At 57.6% G+C, this 20,658-nt stretch carries 21 protein-coding genes and 1 riboswitch; of the genes, 9 read left to right on the top strand and 12 right to left on the bottom strand.

Annotated features, from left to right (window positions below; all coding sequences use genetic code 11):
* The first annotated feature begins 16 nt into the window (after positions 1-16).
* From DNI29_RS04695 to DNI29_RS04680, 4 genes are all read left to right on the top strand, one after another.
* The gene (locus tag DNI29_RS04695) at positions 17-868 is read left to right on the top strand and encodes a ferritin-like domain-containing protein (protein WP_110976888.1); all 852 of its coding nucleotides are present in this window, start codon (positions 17-19) and stop codon (positions 866-868) included.
* 192 nt (positions 869-1,060) lie between these two features.
* A complete protein-coding gene (locus tag DNI29_RS04690; protein WP_110976887.1) occupies positions 1,061-1,798 on the top strand; it encodes a ferritin-like domain-containing protein in 738 nt (245 codons plus the stop codon).
* Positions 1,799-1,817: 19 nt separating this feature from the next.
* Positions 1,818-2,702, top strand: coding sequence for a ferritin-like domain-containing protein (locus DNI29_RS04685; RefSeq protein WP_110976886.1), 885 nt, complete (start codon positions 1,818-1,820; stop codon positions 2,700-2,702).
* Between the two features lie 271 nt (positions 2,703-2,973).
* Positions 2,974-3,168, top strand: a complete 195-nt coding sequence (locus tag DNI29_RS04680; protein ID WP_110976885.1) for a hypothetical protein — start codon at positions 2,974-2,976, stop codon at positions 3,166-3,168.
* Between the two features lie 103 nt (positions 3,169-3,271).
* Here DNI29_RS04680 and queG read toward each other — a convergent pair whose 3' ends face one another.
* The 3 genes from queG to ruvB form a co-directional block, all read right to left on the bottom strand.
* A complete protein-coding gene (gene queG, locus DNI29_RS04675; protein ID WP_110976884.1) occupies positions 3,272-4,255 on the bottom strand; it encodes a tRNA epoxyqueuosine(34) reductase QueG in 984 nt (327 codons plus the stop codon).
* Between the two features lie 91 nt (positions 4,256-4,346).
* On the bottom strand, positions 4,347-4,946 hold the full coding sequence (locus DNI29_RS04670) for a hypothetical protein (RefSeq protein ID WP_110976883.1): 600 nt from the start codon (positions 4,944-4,946) through the stop codon (positions 4,347-4,349).
* A 64-nt stretch (positions 4,947-5,010) separates the two neighbouring features.
* On the bottom strand, positions 5,011-6,054 hold the full coding sequence (ruvB, locus tag DNI29_RS04665) for a Holliday junction branch migration DNA helicase RuvB (RefSeq protein ID WP_110976882.1): 1,044 nt from the start codon (positions 6,052-6,054) through the stop codon (positions 5,011-5,013).
* A gap of 190 nt (positions 6,055-6,244) precedes the next feature.
* On the opposite strand from ruvB, the gene DNI29_RS04660 reads away from it, so the two are divergent.
* Positions 6,245-7,204 carry a hypothetical protein gene (locus DNI29_RS04660; RefSeq protein ID WP_110976881.1) on the top strand — a complete coding sequence of 320 codons (960 nt, stop codon included), beginning with the start codon at positions 6,245-6,247 and terminating at the stop codon, positions 7,202-7,204.
* 245 nt (positions 7,205-7,449) lie between these two features.
* Here the strand turns inward: DNI29_RS04660 and DNI29_RS04655 are convergent, their stop codons facing one another.
* The 5 genes from DNI29_RS04655 to DNI29_RS04635 all read right to left on the bottom strand — a co-directional run bounded on the left by DNI29_RS04655 (position 7,450) and on the right by DNI29_RS04635 (position 13,347).
* Positions 7,450-7,782: an HIRAN domain-containing protein gene (locus tag DNI29_RS04655; RefSeq protein ID WP_110976880.1), complete on the bottom strand. Its 333-nt coding sequence runs from the start codon at positions 7,780-7,782 to the stop codon at positions 7,450-7,452.
* A gap of 208 nt (positions 7,783-7,990) precedes the next feature.
* A complete protein-coding gene (locus DNI29_RS04650; protein ID WP_110976879.1) occupies positions 7,991-8,428 on the bottom strand; it encodes a hypothetical protein in 438 nt (145 codons plus the stop codon).
* Between the two features lie 91 nt (positions 8,429-8,519).
* Positions 8,520-9,233 carry a hypothetical protein gene (locus DNI29_RS04645; protein ID WP_123823071.1) on the bottom strand — a complete coding sequence of 238 codons (714 nt, stop codon included), beginning with the start codon at positions 9,231-9,233 and terminating at the stop codon, positions 8,520-8,522.
* 67 nt (positions 9,234-9,300) lie between these two features.
* Positions 9,301-10,533, bottom strand: coding sequence for an acyl-CoA dehydrogenase family protein (locus DNI29_RS04640; RefSeq protein WP_238387996.1), 1,233 nt, complete (start codon positions 10,531-10,533; stop codon positions 9,301-9,303).
* 330 nt (positions 10,534-10,863) lie between these two features.
* Positions 10,864-13,347, bottom strand: a complete 2,484-nt coding sequence (locus DNI29_RS04635) for a TonB-dependent receptor (protein ID WP_110977287.1) — start codon at positions 13,345-13,347, stop codon at positions 10,864-10,866.
* Between the two features lie 58 nt (positions 13,348-13,405).
* A riboswitch (TPP riboswitch) is annotated at positions 13,406-13,507 on the bottom strand.
* 260 nt (positions 13,508-13,767) lie between these two features.
* On the opposite strand from DNI29_RS04635, the gene DNI29_RS04630 reads away from it, so the two are divergent.
* Positions 13,768-13,968: a hypothetical protein gene (locus DNI29_RS04630; RefSeq protein WP_123823070.1), complete on the top strand. Its 201-nt coding sequence runs from the start codon at positions 13,768-13,770 to the stop codon at positions 13,966-13,968.
* A 79-nt stretch (positions 13,969-14,047) separates the two neighbouring features.
* Here DNI29_RS04630 and DNI29_RS04625 read toward each other — a convergent pair whose 3' ends face one another.
* From DNI29_RS04625 to pnuC, 4 genes are all read right to left on the bottom strand, one after another.
* A complete protein-coding gene (locus DNI29_RS04625) occupies positions 14,048-14,464 on the bottom strand; it encodes a GNAT family N-acetyltransferase (RefSeq protein WP_110976876.1) in 417 nt (138 codons plus the stop codon).
* 7 nt (positions 14,465-14,471) lie between these two features.
* Positions 14,472-15,347 (bottom strand): aldose 1-epimerase family protein, encoded by an 876-nt coding sequence (locus tag DNI29_RS04620; RefSeq protein ID WP_110976875.1) that lies wholly within the window; start codon positions 15,345-15,347, stop codon positions 14,472-14,474.
* 71 nt (positions 15,348-15,418) lie between these two features.
* On the bottom strand, positions 15,419-15,997 hold the full coding sequence (locus tag DNI29_RS04615) for an AAA family ATPase (protein WP_110976874.1): 579 nt from the start codon (positions 15,995-15,997) through the stop codon (positions 15,419-15,421).
* Between the two features lie 3 nt (positions 15,998-16,000).
* On the bottom strand, positions 16,001-16,636 hold the full coding sequence (pnuC, locus tag DNI29_RS04610) for a nicotinamide riboside transporter PnuC (protein WP_162303510.1): 636 nt from the start codon (positions 16,634-16,636) through the stop codon (positions 16,001-16,003).
* 131 nt (positions 16,637-16,767) lie between these two features.
* On the opposite strand from pnuC, the gene DNI29_RS04605 reads away from it, so the two are divergent.
* From DNI29_RS04605 to DNI29_RS04595, 3 genes are all read left to right on the top strand, one after another.
* A complete protein-coding gene (locus DNI29_RS04605; protein WP_110976872.1) occupies positions 16,768-17,091 on the top strand; it encodes a rhodanese-like domain-containing protein in 324 nt (107 codons plus the stop codon).
* A gap of 95 nt (positions 17,092-17,186) precedes the next feature.
* The gene (gene hrpB, locus DNI29_RS04600; protein ID WP_110976871.1) at positions 17,187-19,715 is read left to right on the top strand and encodes an ATP-dependent helicase HrpB; all 2,529 of its coding nucleotides are present in this window, start codon (positions 17,187-17,189) and stop codon (positions 19,713-19,715) included.
* A gap of 114 nt (positions 19,716-19,829) precedes the next feature.
* Positions 19,830-20,624, top strand: a complete 795-nt coding sequence (locus DNI29_RS04595) for a DUF2490 domain-containing protein (protein ID WP_110976870.1) — start codon at positions 19,830-19,832, stop codon at positions 20,622-20,624.
* Positions 20,625-20,658 lie beyond the last annotated feature (34 nt).

The following is a 20,658-nucleotide window of genomic DNA, read 5'->3' as shown; positions in this document are numbered from 1 at the left end:
CTGACTTTCCAGTACTATGAATCTGTTTAAGATAATTTCCGAGCTTGAGAAGGTGGATCCTGAAATCATGGACCGCCTGACCCACCGCCGCAGTGCCCTCACCGCCCTCGGCGACATCAGCAAAAAGATGGCGCTGGCTGCGGCTCCTATTGCCATCGGCTCAGCTTTCAACAAGGCTATGGGCCAAAACAACCTGAGTACGGTACCGGCCGTGCTGAACTACGCCCTGCTGCTGGAGCGCCTGGAGTACAGCTTCTATGACCAGGCCTTGAAAGCTCCTACCCTCACAGTTCCTCTGACCGGTGCCGCCCGCACCGCCATTGAAACCATCCGGGCCCACGAGCAGGCGCACGTAACGCTGCTGACTACGGCACTAGGTAGCCAAGCCGATCCGGCTCCCAACTTCGACTTCGGTACTACGGCCTTCGCTACCTACGATTCATTCCTCACCTTCGCGCAGGCGTTTGAGGACACGGGCGTACGGGCCTACAAAGGCCAGGCTGTAACCATCAAAACCGCCGGCAACCCCAATAACGTGTTGCAAACGGCCCTTCAAATCCACTCGGTAGAGGCGCGCCACGCGGCTCACATCCGCTACATGCGCCGGGGCGTCACGGCAGGCAACCAGACCACCATCATGCCCTGGATTGTAAATGCTGAAGCCAACGGGGCACCCGCACCCGTGTACGGAGCTGGTAACCCATCTGCTACCTTCCCCGCTGAAGACAACTTGGCTCAGGGAGGCATAACAGACCTCACTACTGCATTGGGTGCTACCTATACTGCCGCCGATGTAAGCGCTGCCTTCGACGAAGGCCTCGACAGCACTACTGTTACCACCATTGCCCGCTCGGTAGTCAAGTTTTAATCTGTTTCTATCTGGCTTGGCCACAAAAAAGGACGACCTATCCGGGTCGTCCTTTTTTTGTGACCGATGGGTACGCAACCTTTCTCCGGTGGCGTTACTCTTGCTACTGGTGCATCCGGCTGAATCGGAGTACCTTTGCTAATCGGGAAGTTGCGGTCTGCGTTAGGCCGCTCCCCGCCGGGTTCCTTACGCATGTCTGACTCCGCATTCTCCTTTCTGGGGCGCACGTTGCGCCGCCGCTCTTTTCTCCGGGTAGCCGGGGCCACAGCCGCTTCCTCGGCCCTTGTGCTGGCCGGCTGCAGCGACGATGATGACGAGGTAGTAGCCCCCACTACCCCCGCCAACACGCTCATTTTCGCCAACGGCACCTCGGGCGTGCTTAATTACCTTTACCTCCTGGAGCAGTTGCAGGCGGCATTCTACCAGAAAGCGGTAGATGCTTTTCCCAGTGATTTTACAGCCGAGGACAAAGCGGCCTTCATTGACCTGCGCGACCATGAGGTAATACACCGCGAAACGCTCAAATACACCCTGGGAGTGCTATCCAGCGCCTACGATGCCAACCTGACTACTCCGCTGGCTTTCAAGTTTGAGTCGTTTACACTGTCTACCCGCACTGGCGCGTACACGGCGGCCCGCACACTCAAAGAAATCAGCGTAGCTGCCTACAACGGCGCGCCCAAGCTGCTTGTGGTTGATAATGCCACGGGTAGTCACGTTACGTATCTGAAGCTGCTGACGAAAATGGCCTCAGTGGAGGCTCGCCACGCAGCCTTCGTGCGCGACCAGTTGCAGCCTAACTCCTTTGCCGCCCCTGATGCCGTAGGTGCTGCCGGCCTCGATACCGTGAAGACGCCGGTGGAGGTGGTTGCTCTTATTGCCCCCTACGTACCCGTGACGCTCGACGCCTCCTTCTTGCCCACTACTTAGTCGCGCCTTCTCTGCTCTTATGGACTTCCTGAATATACTGGCTCGACTCGCCGACCTTTCTCCTGAAACGGATACCCAGGCCCCCGCGCCACGCCGGGCGGCCCTTACCCGCATAGGCCAGGCCAGTACGGCTCTGCTCCCGGCCGTACTGGCGGCCCTGCCTCATCCCGCTTCGGCCCGTGTGCGCGACAATAACACCACACTGGATGTGCTGAAGCTGGCTCTGACGCTGGAGTACCTGGAAAGTGAGTTTTACACCCAGGCCCTGAATCAGTCTGCTCTCTTCAGCTCTGCTACCGACAGGGCAGCCATTGAAACCATCCGGGCCCATGAGGCGCAACACGTAACGTTGCTTCAGGGCCTGCTGGCTGATGCTGGTGCTCCCCAGCCTGCCAAACCTAACTTCGATTTTACGGGTAGCAAGAACGGCGCGCAAGCTGCTTCGTTTCCGGATGTCTTTACCAATCTCGACACCTTCCTGAAAGTGGCCCAACTGCTGGAAGACGCCGGCATCCGGGCGTACAAAGGGCAAGCCGAGTTTGTACAGTCGGATAACCAGTTGCTGGAAACCCTGCTCCGCATTCATTCTACTGAAGCACGCCATGCCTCCCACATCCGGACCATGCGCCGCCAGCGCGGCGCTACCGTAAAAAGCTGGCTAAGCCCCACCGATACTGCCATTACTAGCGCTGGCTCAGTGCCTGACAAAGCATACGCCAACGAGTCGAACGTGGCCCAGTATGTTCCTGGCCCGCGCTTGGTTCCCTTCGAGACGACGCTGCCCATCAATGTAGGCAATCCAACTCTGAGCAAAGAAGCCCTTCTGGCCAAAGTAGCCGAGGCCTTTGATGAACCTATTGACACCGCAGCAGCCACCGATTTGGTGCAGTTGTTCACGTATTAATAACTCCGCCTACACAGTCAGCTCATACTCGGCACTGATCTTTGCACAAAAAAAGGAACATAAGAATGTTCCTTTTTTTGTGCGCTTTTCGGAACCGTTTCGGTCTGCTAGGCGTCTGGCGCTTGTACTGAAAATGTATTTTTTTGTATCTTTCAACAAAAGAAATGCAAAGCCTCCTCATGGTTAAGCCTTTTTCATCTGCTCCCGTATAAGGGCCCGACCCACCTAAACAACCGCTCTTTTACCCACTCAGTGAAAAACAAATTCCCCCATGCTTGAGTACGCTAAAACCATTCTCCTCAAAGTAAGCTTCGACAAAATTCTCTTCGAGAAGGAGCTACGCAAGGCCCTGCGCACTTTGGTGCCAGCAGAGCTTTCGGAGTTGAAAGCTTGGTGCTACCAGCAGTTCTCCAATCTGTACCGCCGCATTCTGAACCGCGTGTTCACTCAGCCGGTGGTTGCTTAACTGACGCGTTCTACTTCCTTTCCAAACCCTCGAAGCCGTGAGCGGCTTGCCTTCTGGCAGGCTTCTCACGGCTTCGGCACATATGGAGGGTAGGGGCTCCGGGTTACATGCGCGGCTCTTCCGTGTCAGAAGCAGAGGTAGCAATGGGAGCTACCTCCTCGCCCAGCACAAACCGAATATTCCGCTGCAACCCTGCATAACCGGTGCGTTTCACCGCCGACTGCCGGAACAACTCCGAAAACAACTCGTGGGTGATTTCCTGCCAGTCGCCGGGAGTAAGGTCCTTTAAGCCAGGGTGGGCATTGAACTGGGGCTCCTGATGGGGTTTCGAGAAGCGGTTCCAAGGGCACACATCTTGGCAAATGTCGCAGCCGAACACCCAGTTGCCGAACTTACCTTCCACTTCCCGTGGTATCTGGTCTTTCAGCTCAATGGTGAAGTAGCTGATGCATTTGCTGCCATCTACCACATAGGGCTCCGTAATAGCCTGGGTAGGGCAGGCATCTACACACTTGGTGCAGGTGCCGCAGTAATCCTTGATGGGGCCATCGTAGTCCAGTTCCAGGTCCACAATCAGCTCGGCAATAAAGAAAAAGCTGCCGGTACCGGGCCGAATGAGGTTGGTGTTTTTTCCTACCCACCCTAAGCCGCTCTTCTTAGCCCAGGCCTTGTCCATCACGGGGGCGGAATCCACAAAGCAGCGCCCCCCTACCTCCCCTATTTCCTCCTGCATGTCCTGCAGCAAGGTTTTGAGCTTGTCCTTGATGACAAAGTGATAGTCGCGGCCGTAGGCGTACTTGCTGACTTTGAGCGTGTCGTCCGGCTGTTGGGCTTCCTCGGGGGGGTAGTAATTCAGCAGCAGCGAAATGACGGATTTGGCCCCATCTACCAGCAGGCGCGGGTCGAGTCGCTTATCAAAGTGGTTGGCCATATAGGCCATTTTACCGTTCATCTGACGGTTCAGCCAGTTTTCTAGGCGCGGCGCTTCTTCCTCTAAAAACTCAGCTTTAGAAATGCCGCAGTACATAAAGCCCAGCTCCGCCGCCCGGCGTTTAATGAAAGCAGTATAGTGGGCGGTCGGCAGCATAGGTTCAGAAACAAAGAATTACAAAGTTAGCTCTTTCCTTTCTGCAGTCTACTTAGTGAATCAGTAATATAAACTAGAATGATCTTGATAATCAATCTACTACAACAATCCTCTGCTCAAAAAATCTCACCATAGAAAGCATAGCTCTCCCTAGAGCCTCTTGATCTGTTTGCAGTGGAAACTGATCTACTAAATCTATCTTATTATTACTATTGAACCTAGGCCAGAAAATAACATCGTAATAATAATTCCATATTTCTTTTACATTCTCCTCTCTATCGTACTCAATTCCAATTTGATATATATAATCCTCGTAAAAATTAATTATTTTAACCAATTCATCTAATTTACAGGTATTTAGTTCTGAATTTAAAATAGAGCCGATTATAGAATTTGCGTCAAAGCAAACATCCGCTTTAGGCATTATTTCGCCAAAGCACTGCAGCCAATTACTTATCTGGGTACTCACAGCTAAATTTTGTTGCTCCTTCAAAACCATCTCATACATAGATTTTATATTTGATGTACCAAATATTTTTTCATCATTATATACCAACAGCTTATCATTATCATCATCTTCAAAATCAGTGTACCACACTACAAATACTGATTTTTCATGAGAATAAGGAACATACTCAATAATCCATACGCGGTGCTCCTGGCACAAATTGGAGAAGCTTTTGATATTCATAAGCGTTAAATAAAAAAGGTGTAGCTATTTTAAAATAGCTACACCTTTCGGTAGTGATAATTAACTAGAACAGCTCCCCAGTAGCCGTATTTCCTCGCAGGTGCTGGGGCATTTGGCGGCCTAGGTGCTGGTAGGCTAGCTCAGTAGCTTCGCGGCCGCGGGAGGTGCGTTTGATGAAACCTTCCTGGATCAAGAAGGGCTCGTACACTTCCTCGATGGTTTCGGCTTCGTCGCCGCAGGCAGTAGCAATGGTGCCGAGGCCGACGGGGCCACCCTTGAACTTATCGATAATCGTGCTCAGGATGCGGATGTCCATTTCGTCGAGGCCGTTCTGGTCCACGTCGAGGGCATTGAGGGCAAACTGGGCAATTTCGCGGGTGATGGTGCCGGTGCCTTTGATCTGGGCGAAGTCGCGGGTGCGGCGCAGCAGATTGTTGGCAATACGCGGGGTACCGCGTGAGCGGCGGGCAATTTCGAAGGCCGCATCTTCATAGATAGGCGTACCCAGGATTTCAGCCGAGCGCTGCACGATGCTGGTCAGCAGAGCCGAATCGTAGTATTCCAGGCGGGAGCTGATGCCGAAGCGGGCGCGCAACGGCGAGGTCAGCATGCCCGAGCGAGTAGTAGCCCCGATGAGGGTAAACGGCGACAGTGAAATCTGCACCGAACGCGCATTCGGACCCGAATCGAGCATGATGTCGATGCGGTAATCCTCCATGGCCGAGTACAGGTACTCTTCCACTACCGGGTTCAGGCGGTGAATCTCGTCGATGAAGAGCACATCATTTGGCTCCAGATTGGTGAGCAGGCCGGCCAAGTCGGAAGGCTTATCCAGCACCGGGCCGCTGGTCATCTTGATGCCCGATTCCAACTCGTTGGCGATGATGTGTGACAGGGTAGTTTTACCCAGGCCGGGAGGGCCGTGCAGCAGCACGTGGTCGAGGGCTTCGCCGCGGTGCTTAGCGGCCGCCACGAATACCTTCAGGTTTTCGACTACCTTGCCCTGGCCGGTGAAGTCATCGAAGGAAAGGGGCCGCAGGGCCTTATCGATGTCTTTTTCGGTGGCGTCCATGTGGTCTTTACCACCAGTCATATACGGTTCGCGCATAAGCGTAAGGAGTAGTTCAGCGTGTCGAAAGGTAACAGTTCAGGACCGGGGTTGGTGCCTTTTTTAGCAAAAAATATTGCCAATTGTCTATCTAACTAATATAGTTAGCAAAAACTCTTTTCCTTATTGCTCAACCGCAGGTCAGGTTGCGCTTCTCTTCTAACTTGCGGCCTCACCCGCTCCGCTCCTCATGTCTGACGCTGCCTGGCTTGATGCCCTTCCTATCGATTTCTACGACCAGCTGGCCCATTGCTTGAGCCTGCACGGCATGGCCGCGGCTGAGCTGTTAAGTCAGCCCGAAACGCACCGCTTGGCTACCCTCACAGCGCTGGATGGCCGCAAAGTACAGGAACTGAACGGTATCCAGAATCACGAACAGCTCTTGGCCAGCCTGCGCACTGAGCCGTTGGCCTTGTATCATTTGCTGCTGCTGGGCCGCCTGACGCTGGAAACCTCTCTGGCCACGCCCGTACTAGCCTATGTGCAGGAGCAGATGCGCGTGGATCAGCAACAGCTTGATTACCTAAAAACCTACTGCCTGGAGCTGAGCGCAGCCTTTTTGAATACTCTGGAGGAACACTTGCCAGCCCCCGCGGGGGTAGCCTCGCTGGGCCTGCACCGCCTGCATATTGAGGAGGCTTTCACGAAATTACTTGCCACTCACCCCACGGCAGCCCCGCCGGCAGCCAACCTGCGCTTGGCCGAGCCGCAGCTGCAAATGCTACGCCTAGCCCTACTGCTAGTGCACAGCCTACCCGCCACCGCCGACCATCCCTTTCTGCGGGCTGTGGGCAAACTTTCGCATCTGCAGCCCGAAGCACTGGAGCCGCTAATTGAGCACCTGGGGCGGGTGCGGGCCCAGGATCAGCTCACGCTCACCATGCCCGAGTTGGTGCAGCTTTATCAGGGCATGCAGGTCTGCGGGATGATTTTCGTATCGGATGTGATGAGCCGCTTGGGGCTGGAGGATGCTTTCCCTACCCTATCGGAAGCTGAAAACGCTGCCACCGAAGCGGCACCCGTGAGCAACCGCCAAGCCGTGGGCGAAATGGTAAGCGGCTTCACCCACTGGGTGCAGCACACCTTCCCCGAATCGGAAGAAATTCAGCAAGCCCGCCAAGAAATTCTTGCCCTGGCGGATACGTTATGATGTAGGGGAAGAAATGATGGGTAATGAGGCAAATAGTCAATGCTGACAGGTGAACAGTAAGAACATCATGTCGAGCTTGTCAAGACATCTCGCGTGTTGACGTTGCCATACTAACCAACGACGCACGCGAGATGTCTCGACAAGCTCGACATGACAGCTGTTATTACGAGGTGGGCACGCCAGACTCCGCAAAGAGCTCTACATGACAGTTCATCTTATCCCCTATCACCATTCACCTTGTCACCTTATTTTTCCAACAACACCTCAATTTCTAGGTGTAGCCAGTCTTCTTCCCAGGCTTTGTGGGTTAGACGGCCGCTGAGGGGGTAGCCGGCATCGAGCAGGCGCGCCACGGTTTCGTTACGGCCTTCGGGCAGGTAGCCCAGCCAGAAACCATCGGGGCCGCTGGTGTACACGCGCACGGCCCAGTCGTCGTAGGAGCTGTCGGATTCGCGCTGGAGCGCAAGTTTTTGGTTGGGTTGCAGGCGGGGCTCGTACTCGGCCAAGCCCTCACGGTGAGTAGTGCCAGCTACCAGGCACTCAAGCAATACCAAGGGGGATGTAGCAGCAGTGGACATAAGTGAGAATACAGCAGATGAGGCCGTAAAGTAACACCGGAACCCGGAGCTTTGCCGCACGTCACTTCATTTGAGGCTACCACAAGGTTTCGGCTGGATCGATGGGTAGGGAGTTTCGGTATGCTTAGCCTCCTGCCTGCAAACGAAAAAGCTCCGAATACTGCTTGTTGCTTAAGCAGTATTCGGAGCTTTTTACCGATGCTGTTTTTTACTCCTGACTCCCGCTTTTGCTGCCCTGGCTGGCACTGTGTCCGCCCTCGCTCTGGGGGCCTTTGCTGGTGTGCGAGGTTTGGGCGCTGGGTGTACGTAGCTGGGGCTCGCGACTCTGGCCAGCTCCCATGGTGCCGTTTTGGCCGGCGTCGGGGGTAGGGCTGTGCTTTACCTCATCGAGGTTATGGTAGCGGCCGCCGTTGTTGCCACCATCACCACCGATGGTTTTGGCAATGCCATCGGAAGAACCAGTGTCGGCTTGGCTGTCTGGGGTGAAGCTACCGTCGCCGGAGCGGGTGCGGTCGTGGTGGCTCAGGTTGGGGTCGGGGCCGCCCTGGCGCATTTCGTCACCTTCCTGGCGGTATTGCTCCTTGTCGTGTTCCCGGCGCTCCTGCCGCCGCGACTCGGCGTTGTCGTGCTGCTGTTCGTTTTCCATAGCGTTGAGGTAGATTGGTGTATACCAACTATATACGAACAACCTATTACCCATGGACGCAAGCACTTAGAATAAGCCTTTTACCGATGAGCTAGCTTATCCATTCACTGAGCAGCTTTACTTTTCGCCATTTGCCGTGGTGCCGCTGAAGCAGCCACGTTTCTCCGCTGCCACATAGTCCGCCGCCACAAGTCATATTTGTTGCAACAATAACAGTGCGACCATCGCAGGAGAAAAGCGGCGCGCTCAACCAAGAGAAATAAGAAGTATGGTGCCGCTGACGCAAAATCTGCATAGCGGCGAAATGAGGAGCATAAGCATGTTGTAATCGTTCTAATTGCCACACCGTATCTGCTGGAATTACCGTGTAGCCCGGTAGCTTCCGCTGCTCGAGTCCGAAACCTACCGAAAACTTTATTTGCTGACGCATGAAAGCAGCATCGACCGAAGAAAGTAGTCCTTCTGAACAAAGCTGCTCTAACCCTAACTCCTGTTCGGAAGGAGCATGCCTTATCTGATATCTTCGCTCTCTTAGTTTGTATCCGGGTAACAAATCATTTTCGAGAAGTACTTTACTGATATAAAATGTAGTCGGCTGCTGTACTGTGTCTACCATTACAGTATCGGATTGAGCAAGTAGCTCCCGCACGAAACCATAGAGCACACTATCCGAAACTAACAAGCGTGGAGGGCCAGCATATCTTTTCAGCTTTGGCCTAGGTCCCTCGATGCTATAGTACACTACCGCAAACAAGGCGTAAAGCAGCAGACTGCTAATCAGTAGATTTCGAACAGGCTCTTTCATACTATCCATCATAAAAACGGCCGCCCTGTTTACAGAACGGCCGTTTTCCTGTTGCTACCTCTTTAGCTTACTTAAACGCCTGAATACCCGTAATATCGGCACCCGTAATAAGCAGGTGGATGTCGTGGGTGCCCTCGTAGGTTACTACCGATTCCAGGTTCATCATGTGGCGCATGATGGGGTACTCGCCCGTGATGCCCATGCCGCCGTGAATCTGGCGGGCTTCGCGGGCAATGTGCAGGGCAATTTCTACAGAGTTGCGCTTGGCCATCGAAATCTGGGCCGAGGTGGCTTTGCCTTCGTTTTTGAGCATGCCCAGGCGCCACACCATCAGCTGGGCCTTGGTAATTTCAGTAATCATTTCGGCCAGCTTGCGCTGCTGGAGTTGGAAGGAGGCAATGGGCTTACCGAACTGCTCCCGCTGCAGGGAATACTTCAGCGCCGACTCGTAGCAGTCGATGGCTGCGCCCAGGGCGCCCCAGGCAATGCCGTAACGGGCCGAGTCGAGGCAGGAAAGTGGACCCTTGAGGCCGTCGATGTTAGGCAGCACGTTTTCCTTGGGCACCTTCACGTTGTCGAATACCAACTCGCCGGTGGTGCTGGCGCGCAGGCTCCACTTGTTATGAATTTCGGGGGTAGTAAAGCCTTCCATGCCGCGCTCCACGATTACGCCCCGGATGCGGCCGTTGTCGTCCTTGGCCCACACCACGGCTACCTGGCACTCAGGCGAGTTAGAAATCCAGAGTTTGGCCCCGTTGAGCAGGTAGTAGTCGCCCTGATCTTTAATGGTGGTGACCATACCGCCGGGGTTGGAGCCGTGGTCGGGCTCGGTGAGGCCGAAGCAGCCCAGCCACTCGCCGGAAGCCAGCTTGGGCAAGTACTTGCGGCGCTGCTCCTCAGATCCGTACTGGTAAATCGGGAACATCACCAGGGAGCCCTGCACCGAGGCCGTGGAGCGCATGCCGGAGTCGCCACGCTCAATTTCCTGCATAATCAGGCCGTAGCTGATGTAATCCAGGCCGCCGCCCCCGTACTCCGTCGGAATGGTGGGGCCGAAGGCGCCTACCTCGCCAAACTTGCGCACAATCTCGGAAGGGAAATGCGCCTGCTGGGCCCACTTCTCGATGTTGGGGCTGATTTCCTTCTTCACGAAGTCGCGGATGCTCTGGCGGATGAGCTTGTGCTCCTCAGTCAGCAGGTCGTCGATGTCGTAGTAATCGGTGAAACCAGCAGCATTCAGGGAGCCTTTGTTGCGCTGCACCTGGGCCTTGGTCGAGAGAACGTCAGCTTGGGAAGACATAGTGAGAAAGTGGGTGGGTTGATTCCCAAAGATAAGAATTTCACTACGCCGGATCGGCAGTATTCCCTACCCCCCAGCAAACGAAAAACCCTGACCAGAAAGGGGGCTGGTCAGGGTTCCGGGGTGTCGCTACGCTGGGTTGGGAATGCCAAAGACCCACCAACAGCCAGGGCACCAATACGACCAGGAGGCAGATTCCGGGCCGGGAAATGTCATTGGCAAGCTCCTCACAAAGCCTGTGCCGAAAGTATGAAAATGCAGCTAAACAATGGTAAATTTTTCAATTGAAATTCACTCGTAAGCTGAACCATACAGCACAGACTACTGCTATTAGAACTTCACCCCAATAGAGGCCAAGAAATTACGGGTAGCCTGCGGAAAATAGAAGTTAAAGTTTAGGCGCTGACCGGTGGCATCGAGGTTGCCGTAGGTGTAGCCGTTGGCCTCGTAGCGGCGGTTGAGCACGTTATTCACCAGCAGCCCAAGCTCTATCTCCTTGACAAACGATGGCCGGATGGCGTAGCGCAGACGGAAGTCGAGGACCTGATAGGGCTTGATGCGCCGGTCTTCGCTGGCGGAATTATCGAGGTACTGGCGGCTCACAGTTTTGTAAAGCAGCGCCAAGCGCAGGCCTTGCAGCGGCTGCCCCTCCAGCGTATGCGCCGAAACCACCGACGGCGAGTAAGAAATAGTGGAGCTGCGGGTTTCAGCGGCCACAATGGGGCTATAGTTACTGTCCAGCACAATTTCGCGGAAATCCTCTACCCGGTTGCGGCTAAGCGTCAGGGTGCTGCTCAGACTCAGCTTATCATTGGCGGAGGCAAAGCCGGTTAGCTCAAGGCCGGTGCGGTAGCTGCGGCCCACGTTGGTGCGCAGCGGGCTCCCTACGTCGTTGAGCTGGCCAGTAGCTACCAGCTGGTTGCGGTAGCGCATGTAGAAATAGTTGGCCTCCAGCCGCAGGGTAGTGTTGGGCCCAAGCAGGCTGCCGCTGGGCTGGGTGAAGCGGTAGCCACCCTCAAAGTCGTCGAGGCGCTCGGAGGTAGGCTGGGGCTCACCGGCGGGGCGGTCGGTGAAATCGGAGCGCACAGGCTCACGCTGGGCCACGGCAAAGCTAGCGTAGAGCTGCTGATTGGCCGAAAGGCTGAAGGTAGCGCCGGCTTTGGGGTTGAGGAAGGTGTAGCGGGCGCGGGTGGTTACGTCGTTCTGGTCATCCTCCACCCCATCAATGTTGTAGCGGATGTGGCGCACCTGCACGTCGCCGTACACGCCTAGTTTGGGCAGTACCTGCCAGGTAGCGCGGGCGTAGGCGTTGTAGTCGGTTTTGAGGGCGTCGTTGAAGTAGTAGCGCTGGCGGATGCTGCCGTTGGAAGCGTACTGCGCCCAGATTATTTCGCCGTAGTGGTCGTTGGTGAACTGGTTGGCGGCGCCCCCAAGGGTAGCCTGCAGCTTGCCTTCGCGGGGCTGGTAGTTCAGGGCGAAGGTGCCACCGTAGAAATAATTATCTAGCCACTTACGGCTGATCAGATTGGTTTCCCGAATGGTATCAGCACCGACAATGACGTTGGCCAGACCGTAGTCTGACAGCGTTTGGCCCGGCTCGTAGTTTTCATAGTAGCCAAAGCCGCGCGTCAGGTGCAGGGCCGCGCCCAGGTTCCAGTCAGCGCCCAGGCCCTGCGAGAGGTGAAGCTGGTAGTGGTTCTGCTGGTAGTTGTCCGTTTGGTTATCGTAGGTGTAGTAGCTGTAGCGGCGGCCTTCGCGCAGGGCGCGCTCCACGTCCCCATCCATCAGGGCGTAGTTATCGGCGTACTGCTGCAGCAGGGCGCGGTTGCCAGTCAGGGCGGGCTCGGGTACGCCGTTCCACGACTGGTAGGTTTTCTCGCGGCCCGAGAAGGTGATAAACTTCACCAGCGTGTTCTTGCCCTGGTAACCCGCCGAGAGGTAGTACGACTTCAGGTCAGAAGCCCCACGGTTCACGTAGCCATCCGACGACACGCGCGAGAGGCGGCCATCAACGGTAAAGTGCCCGCCCAGCAGCCCGGTCCCGAACTGCACGTTGTTGCGCCACGTGTTAAAGGAGCCAAACGTATTCTGGGTTTCGGCGTAGGGTTCGAGGCGGTTATCGAGGGTAGAGATGTTGAGGCTGGCGCCGAAGGCAGCTCCGCCATTCTGGCTGGTGCCTACCCCTCGCTGCACCTGAATACTGCTGACAGAAGAAGCCAGATCGGGCAGGTTCACCAGAAACGAGCCGTGCGACTCCGCATCGTTCAGCGGCACTCCATTGATGGTCATGTTGATGCCCACGTTGTTGGTGCCCCGGATGCGGATATCGGTGTAGCCTACCCCGGCCCCGGCATCAGAGTTCACCACCACCGAGGGGGTTTGGTCGAGCAGGTAGGGTAGGTCCTGTCCGAAGTTGCGTTTCTGCAGATCCTGGCGGCTGAGGTTGGTGTAGGCAGTGGCGGTGCGGTCGTTGGCGCGGGAGGCGGTTACTAGGGCTTCACCAGTCAGTACGCCCCCGGGCTGGAGGCGCGGGGTTAGGCGCTGCTCCGTGGGCTGGCCTTGCAGGCGCTGGGTCAGGGGCTCGTAGCCCAGAAATGTAATGCGTAGCTCGTGCGAGCCGGCGGGCACGGCTGGCAACGTAAATGCCCCGGCGGCATCAGTAGCCGCGCTGGCCGCCCCATCCAGCAGAATGGTAGCGCCAGGCAGCGGGGTGCCCGTGCGGGCATCAGTAACGGTACCGGACACGGGGCCTTGCGCCCATGCCGTGACAGGCAGTGCCAGCAGCACTGCCCCGGAAACCAGGTAATTTTTCAACAATTGAAACGGAAAAGATTGAACGGACCCAGTGCCAGGGGTCGGCACCTTAGGTTTTTCGTTCGCGGATCGTTTGTTCCCTTCGCCGGCATTACCCGGGCAGGTTCAATGGGTATGATCTCAGCCCCGCACTACTGGCAAGGCACCCCTAAACTTATGGCTCAAAGGTACGCTGTAAGTTGGAAGTTTAGCACGAAAGCCGTGTAAAGCAGGAATAAATCGAGCTAGAAACCCTCCGTTATTTCTTGACAATCAAGTAAATTAGATACCTCTTCATACAGTCTTCAGAAAAAACGGCCGGAAGAAAACAACCCGCCCCGCCGCTCCGTTTCTGTTCTGAAGCCCGCTGCTTCTCGGGTGTACCGCCGTTGAACTTCAGTTCTTTCCGCCATGACCATCACCAGCCTTCTCTACCTGCTCGTGGTACTTGTGTTCACCGGGCTTTTATTGGTACTGCCGCGCCGCCGCTCGCGGCTCCCTCCTACCCCCGACAGTGACGACGATGGCGGCGAACCCCTCGACGACGGGCTACCTGACTTCGACCTTCCTCCCGGAATCTCACGCCCCATCAATGACTGGGAGCCGGATTATAACCGCCCGCGGGTACCGCTGGAAATGTGAGTATTAAAGCAAAAAAGCGGCCGCCGCTATACCCTAGGGCATAGTGGCGGCCGCTTTTTTGCTTTAATGCTCTATTGGCCTACAAATCTTTGGCCATGCGCACATACGGGATGGTGCCGCGGTAGAAGCGGTTTCCTTCGGGCTCAAGGCCAAAAGCACGGTAGAAGTTTTCGTTCACGGCGCGGGCGTCGCACCAGATGCGCTGGGCACCCTCGGCGCGGGCCGTTTCCAGTACCTGGCGCAGCAGCTGGGAGCCAATGCCTTGTCCCTGGCAATCGGGGCGAGTGGCAAACTTGCGAAAGCGGGCCACGTTGCCGTCAATGAACAGGGAAATAACGGAAACCAGCTTGGCATTGCGGAAAGCCCCGAAGTGGTACCCCTGCTCGTCCTGGTTTAGTTTCACGTAGTCGATTGACTCTTGGGGCCACAGCACTTCGTGGCGGAGCGGGTAAGTATCGGCCGCCTTAATGGGGCGGATGGTAATCTCAGAGGTCATGAATGGGTTACTCAACGGTGATGCTATAGGAGGTGACAAACTGCTGACCTGGGTTTAGGCTCAGAATGCCTTCTTTATCGGCCAGCTCTGCGGAGCCGGTGGTGGAACTCGCAATACCCTGCCAGGGCTCAATGCACACAAAGGGGGCACCGGGGCCTTTGGTCCAGAGGCCGAGGTAGGGGAACCCATCGAAGCGGACGCGCACGGAGCGGCCCGAGCGGCGGCTGCGCAGGGTTACGTGGGTAAAGTCAAAATGCTTTAAAACCAGCGCATCCTGGGCAAATAACTCGTAGCTCAGGGGCAGCACTTCCTGATTTTGCAGCAGTGGCTCGGTTTTTCCGGTCAGCAAGCCGCCTTCCAGCAGGTAGCGCTCCGCCGTGGTGGGCTGGTCGAAAACAAACTCGTAGTCCTCAAAGGTTTCTCCTTCCTGCAAGGGGCAGCGGAAAGCCGGGTGCGCCCCAATACTGAACAGCAGCTCGCCGGAGCCAGGGTTTTCCACTTCCCAGCCGATGGTAAGGGTAGGGCCTGCCAAACGGTAGGTGATGCGCAGTAGAAAATCGAACGGAAATTTGGCCCGGCTTTCTTCCGTGGCGCGCAGCTCAAAGGCTATGGCCGTGCCCGAGTGGCTGTGCAGCTCAAACTCCTGGTCGCGGGCGAAACCGTGCTGGCTCAGGCTATACGATTGGCCCTCATGCTGGTACTGATCCTGGGGCAGGCGCCCGACGATGGGAAAGAGCACCGGCGCATGGCGGTTCCAGAAGGCCGGGTCGGCGGGCCAGATATACTCCAGGTTATCGAGGTCTTTGCGGACAAAGCTGCTGAGCTCAGCACCGTGGGAGTTAATCCCAACGCGGCACTGCTCATTTTCGAGGTAGTAAGTCATTCAACTATCAATTGCGGAGTACCAGAGAAAGCACGAGGTAGCCAAACGAAATTTGTCCCGAAAAGATCAGGCTATAGTGCGGGGCCGCTCTGAGGGGTAGCAAGCGACTCAACTACCCCTGAGCTTCGGCCAAGCAGTGCATCTACGTGAAAGCAGGCCGCATCAAGCCGTTGCGCAGGGGTACCGCTAATTTCCGCAAAGTTCGCAAACTGGTCGCGGAGTTCGCGCTGGTATAGCTCATAGAAATACTGGCGGTGATTGGGGTGTTCGCGCAAGGGGTCGGGCTCCCAAGGCAGGTCAACGTTCAGCAGCAAGACCAAATCGTAGCGCTGCCCCTCCATCTGGCGCCTGATCCACTCGGGGCACTGGCCGAACGCATGCTCTGCCCAGATTTTTATCACCAGCAGGTCGGTATCAAAAAACACCAGCGGTTTGCCCATCCGCGAAGCCGTAGCAGTAGCTGAGGCCTCGGCATCTAGCTGACCACGGGCAATTTCTTCCAGATCAGCCAGGGTATAGTTCGGGCCGCGCTCCTCTAAATATTGGCGGGCATACTCGGGCGCCCAGGCGGTGTGGTAGTGGTGGGCCAGGGCGCGGCTCAGGGTGGTTTTGCCCGTCGATTCGGGTCCGGTCAGGGCAACTCGCAGCATGAATCAGGCAGGTTGAAACGCAGAGGAAGAAGTAGCTTGCTGACGCCGCAGGGTCCGCCGCCACTCCAGGAAGCCGTACAGGGCCAGGCCCAGGTACAGAGCATACAGGGCACTGGTTGGGTAAAGCTGTTTGTACCACAGAATGGGCACGTACATGATATCTACCGCAATCCAGAGCCACCAGTTTTCCAGGCGCTTACGCATGAGCAGGTACTGAGCTGCCAGGCTGATGGCCGTGGTCAGGCTGTCCCAGTGCGGCAGGGCAGCATCGGTGTGGTTCTGTAGGTAGTAGCCAAAGCCCAGGGTGAAGGCGGCAATAAACAGCAGGCACGCCATCCACTCCCACGGCCGCACCCTCGACACCGGCAGCTCTGCCCGGTTTTTGCCGCCGTGCAGCCACTCGTACCAGCCGTACACGCTCAGCAGAATAAAGGCCCCCTGCAGGCCACAGTCGGAGTACAGCTTGGCCTGGTAGTACACCACTACAAAAAGCGCACAGCTGAAAATAGCCACCGGGAAGTTCCAGAGCGACTCGCGGGCGGCCAGCCACACGCAGGCAAAGCCCGTCAGGACGGCTACCCACTCCAGTGGACTACCTCCGGCAGCGGCGGTCCAGAACTCATATAAGGATTGCAACACGGCAAGGCAACTAAAAGACGGCGCAAGCAGGCTATGTGAAGTAGCTTACTCACGGCAGAGGTCAAAGCTAACCAGCATTAGGGTAATTTTGCCGTAAATCTGCGTCTCTCCTACCCCCTCATGCACCTGCCATGCTTCCTGAACTCACTCCCGAAGACCTGAACGCCCGCCTCCAGCGCGGCGAGGATATTCAGCTGATTGACGTGCGCCAGCCCGAGGAATTTGCCTACTGTCGCATTGAAGGCAGCCAGTTGATTCCGCTGGGCGAGCTGGCGCGGCGGGCCGAGGAAATAGACCCCGACCGGCCGACGGTGCTTATTTGCCACCATGGGGTGCGCTCCATGCAGGCCCTGGCCTACCTCCAGCATCGGCATGAACTCACAAACCTGCTGAACCTGCGCGGCGGCATTCATGCCTGGAGCCTGCAGGTTGACCCCTCGGTGGCTGTTTATTAATTCTTTCTCGCCGAGACCTGTGCGGAGGCTGGGGAATGACTTTCCTTTCTCTCGGCACGTCCCTCCGCGGACCTCTGTGAGGAAACCCTACCCCTATGCTCCTCCCTAACCTTCCCATCACCGACGCCCTTCCGGAACTGCTTGCTACGCTGGAGAACCATAGTGTAGCCGTGCTGCAGGCTCCGCCCGGCGCCGGCAAAACCACCGTTGTGCCCCTGGCCCTGCTGGAGGCTGCTTGGCGCGAAGGAGGTAGGATTCTGGTGCTGGAGCCGCGCCGCCTGGCTGCCCGCGCCGCCGCTACCCGCATGGCCCAGCTCCTAGGCGAGCCGGTGGGCCAGACCGTTGGCTACCGCATGCGCCTGGAAAGCAAGGTGTCGGCCAAAACCCGCATCGAGGTAGTAACTGAGGTCATTCTGACCCGCCAATTGCAGGATGACCCAGCCCTGGAAGGCGTGGCAGCAGTTCTCTTCGATGAGTTTCATGAGCGTAGCCTGCAGGCCGATTTAGGCCTGGCCCTAGCCTTGGATGCGCAAAGCGTGCTGCGGCCCGATCTGCGGATTCTGGTGATGTCGGCGACGCTGGATGCCGACCGGCTGGGCAATTGGCTAGGCGCGCCGGTGGTGCGCAGTTTGGGCCGCATGTTTCCTGTAGAAACCCACTACCTCAGCCCGCAACGGGCCGCCACCGTTTCGCGCCGCCCCCACGAGAAGCTCCAGGACCTCACCCCGGCCATTATTCGTGAAGCGCTGCAGCAGCACGCTACCGGCGACGTGCTGGTGTTCTTGCCCGGTTTGGCCGACCAGCGCCGGGTAGCGGATAAGCTGGCTTCTCTACCTGACCACATCGACATTCATGTGCTCCATGGCGAGCTGCCCGCCGAGCAGCAGGATGCCGCTCTGCGCCCCGCGCCGGCCGGCCGGCGCAAGGTGGTGCTGGCTACCAGCATTGCCGAAACCAGCTTGACCATCGAGGGCGTCACAATTGTGGTAGATGGCGGCTATGCCCGCGTGCCCCGCTTCGAGCCTCGCACCGGCTTAACAACCCTTGGCACCGAGCCCGTGAGCCAGGCCGCCGCCGACCAGCGCCGGGGCCGAGCTGGCCGCCTAGGCCCTGGCACCTGCTACCGCCTCTGGACCGAAGCCGAATACCGAGAGCTGCCCCACCACCTCGCCCCCGAAATCCTGACCGCCGACCTTAGCCCACTAGCCCTGGAACTGGCCCTCTGGGGTGCCCGCGACGCCTCGGCCCTGCGGTGGCTGGATGCGCCGCCTGCTCCCGCCCTGGCTCAGGCCCGCGACTTATTGGTGCGTCTTCAGGCCCTCAGCCCCGATGGCCTACCTACCTCTCACGGCCGAGCCCTGGCCGGCCTCGGCCTAGCGCCGCGCCTGGCTCACTTAGTGGTGCGGGGGAAGGAAACGGGCCATGGAGCCACCGCCTGTGCTCTGGCAGCTTTGCTAACGGAGCGCGACATTCTGCGCCCGGCCGATGGCTCTTTTGGCCCGCCAGATCTGCGCCTACGGCTTGAAGCCTTAGCAACTGGCCGCGCCCCCTTGCCAGGGTTGATGCCAGATGCGGCCGCCGTGCGGCGCGTGCGGGAAGCTGCGGCCGTGCTGCGCAACCGGGCGGGAGCCAAAGGTGAAATTGAGCCCGATGTGGCCGGGCTGTTGGCCGCCTTCGCCTACCCCGACCGGCTGGCCCAACGCGAAACACCCGAACGGGTGCGGCTGGTCAGCGGGCAGCGGGCCACTTTGCCCGCCGAGTTTTTCAGCCAACAAGACGTATTCTTTGCGGTAGCCGCCCTGGATGGAGTAGCCGCCCAGCCCCGCGCCAGCCTGGCTGCTCCCTTAAGCAAAGCCGAGTTGGAGCAGTACTTCGCAGAACAGATTGAAACGCGCGACGAGGTGCGCTGGGACGAAGCCGCCGGCCGCGTAACTGCACGCCGCCTCCGCCGCCTGGGCGCACTGGTGCTAGCTGATGCTGCCCTACCCAACCCCGACCCTGATGTACTGATGGCTACTCTGTTGGAGGTTATCCGGGCCGGCGGAGTAGGGCGCCTACCCTGGAGCGAGGCTGCAACCCAACTGCGGGAGCGGCTGGCCTTTCTGCATCACCTATTGCCGGAAGCCTGGCCCGATGTATCAGATACGACTCTGCTGGATGGACTGGAAGAGTGGCTGGGCCCTTATCTGACAGGGGTAAAATCGTGGGCGGAGCTAGGAAGAGTTGATTTTGCGGAGGCGTTGCTGAGTTTGCTGCCCAACGGCTGGGCCCAACGGCAGGAGTTGGACCGGCTCGCTCCCTCCCACCTGGAGGTGCCTACCGGCTCTCGCATCCGACTCGATTACGCCGACCCGACCGCGCCCATTCTGGCCGTGCGCCTGCAGGAGGTTTTTGGACTATTGGATACGCCTACCGTGGCTGGGGGCCGCGTGCCGCTCACTCTGCACCTACTCTCTCCCGGCTACCGCCCCGCCCAGGTTACCCGCGACTTGCGCAGCTTCTGGACCAGCAGCTACTTCGAGGTGCGCAAGGAGCTGCGCGGCCGCTACCCCAAGCACTACTGGCCCGAAAACCCGCTGGAGGCCCAGGCCATCAGAGGCACGAAAAAGCAAAACGGACTGTAGCAAATCCGGCCAACTCCGGGGTTCGTCCGCTATTCTTTCACCTTCATCGACAAGGGGTTAAAACATAACATAACACACTAGGCAAGATTGGTAACAATTCAGTAACATTACTCTATGCAGACAGCTCCTCTACCAGCCCGGGGCCTGCTGCTGCTGACGAGCCTGTTGTTGCTGTTACTGCACCCGGGCGCCGCCCAGCAGCTTCGCTCCGGCACCTCGCAACCTCCTACCCGCTCTGGCACTCGCAATGCGTGGCTGATGTTTTTCAGCGACTCGCGCCTGAGTAAGCGGTGGGGTCTTCACGCCGAAGCCCAGCTGATTCGGGCCCGCACCGCGGAGCTGGACTGGCAGAATGTGGTGCGGCTGGGGGTAAACTATCACGCGGCAAATGTGCTGGTGTTGTCCGGAGGGTATGCGCACTCCCGCTCTTACCTGGAGGCGGGCTACCCTGCCCCCGTTAGTGCGCCCGAGCATCGCCTTTACCAGCAGGTGCAGCTGCAGGACGACAAGAGCCGGGTGAAGTTTCAGCACCGCTACCGGCTGGAGCAGCGCTGGGTGCAGCTTATGCCTATGCGCTCTTATACTTACTTAAATCGGATGCGCTACCAGCTGCGGCTCGCCCTGCCGCTGATTGGTCGGGAGCTGGTTCCTGGAGTGCCGTTTGCGGTGGTTTCGGATGAGGTATTTCTGGGTTTCGGCCGCCAGGAAACAAACAGCCTGATCAAGCAGAACCGAGCTTACGCAGGCCTGGGCTATCAGATAAGCAAAGCGTCGTCGGTGGAAGTGGGCTACCTGAACCAGCTAGTGCAGCTTCGGCAGGAAAGCCGCTACGAAGTAAGCGAGAACTTACAGTTGAGCCTGTCCTTCCACCCCGATTTCCGGCGGGCACTGCCTGAGTCTGAACGTTAGCAGATAAAGCTGCTTCTAATGTAAAAGCCCCGTG

The organism is Hymenobacter sediminis (assembly GCF_003231285.1).
Taxonomy (GTDB): domain Bacteria; phylum Bacteroidota; class Bacteroidia; order Cytophagales; family Hymenobacteraceae; genus Hymenobacter; species Hymenobacter sediminis.
Note: the sequence above shows the minus strand (reverse complement) of the source record. Positions and strands in the feature narration are given on the sequence as shown.

What these genes read in the sequence shown, in the direction of transcription:
- DNI29_RS04695 (WP_110976888.1), top strand. Translation starts at nt 17, where the DNA reads ATGAATCTGTTTAAGATAATTTCCGAGCTTGAGAAGGTGGATCCTGAA.
- DNI29_RS04690 (WP_110976887.1), top strand. Translation starts at nt 1,061, where the DNA reads ATGTCTGACTCCGCATTCTCCTTTCTGGGGCGCACGTTGCGCCGCCGC.
- DNI29_RS04685 (WP_110976886.1), top strand. Translation starts at nt 1,818, where the DNA reads ATGGACTTCCTGAATATACTGGCTCGACTCGCCGACCTTTCTCCTGAA.
- DNI29_RS04680 (WP_110976885.1), top strand. Translation starts at nt 2,974, where the DNA reads ATGCTTGAGTACGCTAAAACCATTCTCCTCAAAGTAAGCTTCGACAAA.
- queG (WP_110976884.1), bottom strand. Translation starts at nt 4,255, where the DNA reads ATGCTGCCGACCGCCCACTATACTGCTTTCATTAAACGCCGGGCGGCG.
- DNI29_RS04670 (WP_110976883.1), bottom strand. Translation starts at nt 4,946, where the DNA reads ATGAATATCAAAAGCTTCTCCAATTTGTGCCAGGAGCACCGCGTATGG.
- ruvB (WP_110976882.1), bottom strand. Translation starts at nt 6,054, where the DNA reads ATGCGCGAACCGTATATGACTGGTGGTAAAGACCACATGGACGCCACC.
- DNI29_RS04660 (WP_110976881.1), top strand. Translation starts at nt 6,245, where the DNA reads ATGTCTGACGCTGCCTGGCTTGATGCCCTTCCTATCGATTTCTACGAC.
- DNI29_RS04655 (WP_110976880.1), bottom strand. Translation starts at nt 7,782, where the DNA reads ATGTCCACTGCTGCTACATCCCCCTTGGTATTGCTTGAGTGCCTGGTA.
- DNI29_RS04650 (WP_110976879.1), bottom strand. Translation starts at nt 8,428, where the DNA reads ATGGAAAACGAACAGCAGCACGACAACGCCGAGTCGCGGCGGCAGGAG.
- DNI29_RS04645 (WP_123823071.1), bottom strand. Translation starts at nt 9,233, where the DNA reads ATGAAAGAGCCTGTTCGAAATCTACTGATTAGCAGTCTGCTGCTTTAC.
- DNI29_RS04640 (WP_238387996.1), bottom strand. Translation starts at nt 10,533, where the DNA reads ATGTCTTCCCAAGCTGACGTTCTCTCGACCAAGGCCCAGGTGCAGCGC.
- DNI29_RS04625 (WP_110976876.1), bottom strand. Translation starts at nt 14,464, where the DNA reads ATGACCTCTGAGATTACCATCCGCCCCATTAAGGCGGCCGATACTTAC.
- DNI29_RS04620 (WP_110976875.1), bottom strand. Translation starts at nt 15,347, where the DNA reads ATGACTTACTACCTCGAAAATGAGCAGTGCCGCGTTGGGATTAACTCC.
- DNI29_RS04615 (WP_110976874.1), bottom strand. Translation starts at nt 15,997, where the DNA reads ATGCTGCGAGTTGCCCTGACCGGACCCGAATCGACGGGCAAAACCACC.
- DNI29_RS04605 (WP_110976872.1), top strand. Translation starts at nt 16,768, where the DNA reads ATGCTTCCTGAACTCACTCCCGAAGACCTGAACGCCCGCCTCCAGCGC.
- hrpB (WP_110976871.1), top strand. Translation starts at nt 17,187, where the DNA reads ATGCTCCTCCCTAACCTTCCCATCACCGACGCCCTTCCGGAACTGCTT.
- DNI29_RS04595 (WP_110976870.1), top strand. Translation starts at nt 19,830, where the DNA reads ATGCAGACAGCTCCTCTACCAGCCCGGGGCCTGCTGCTGCTGACGAGC.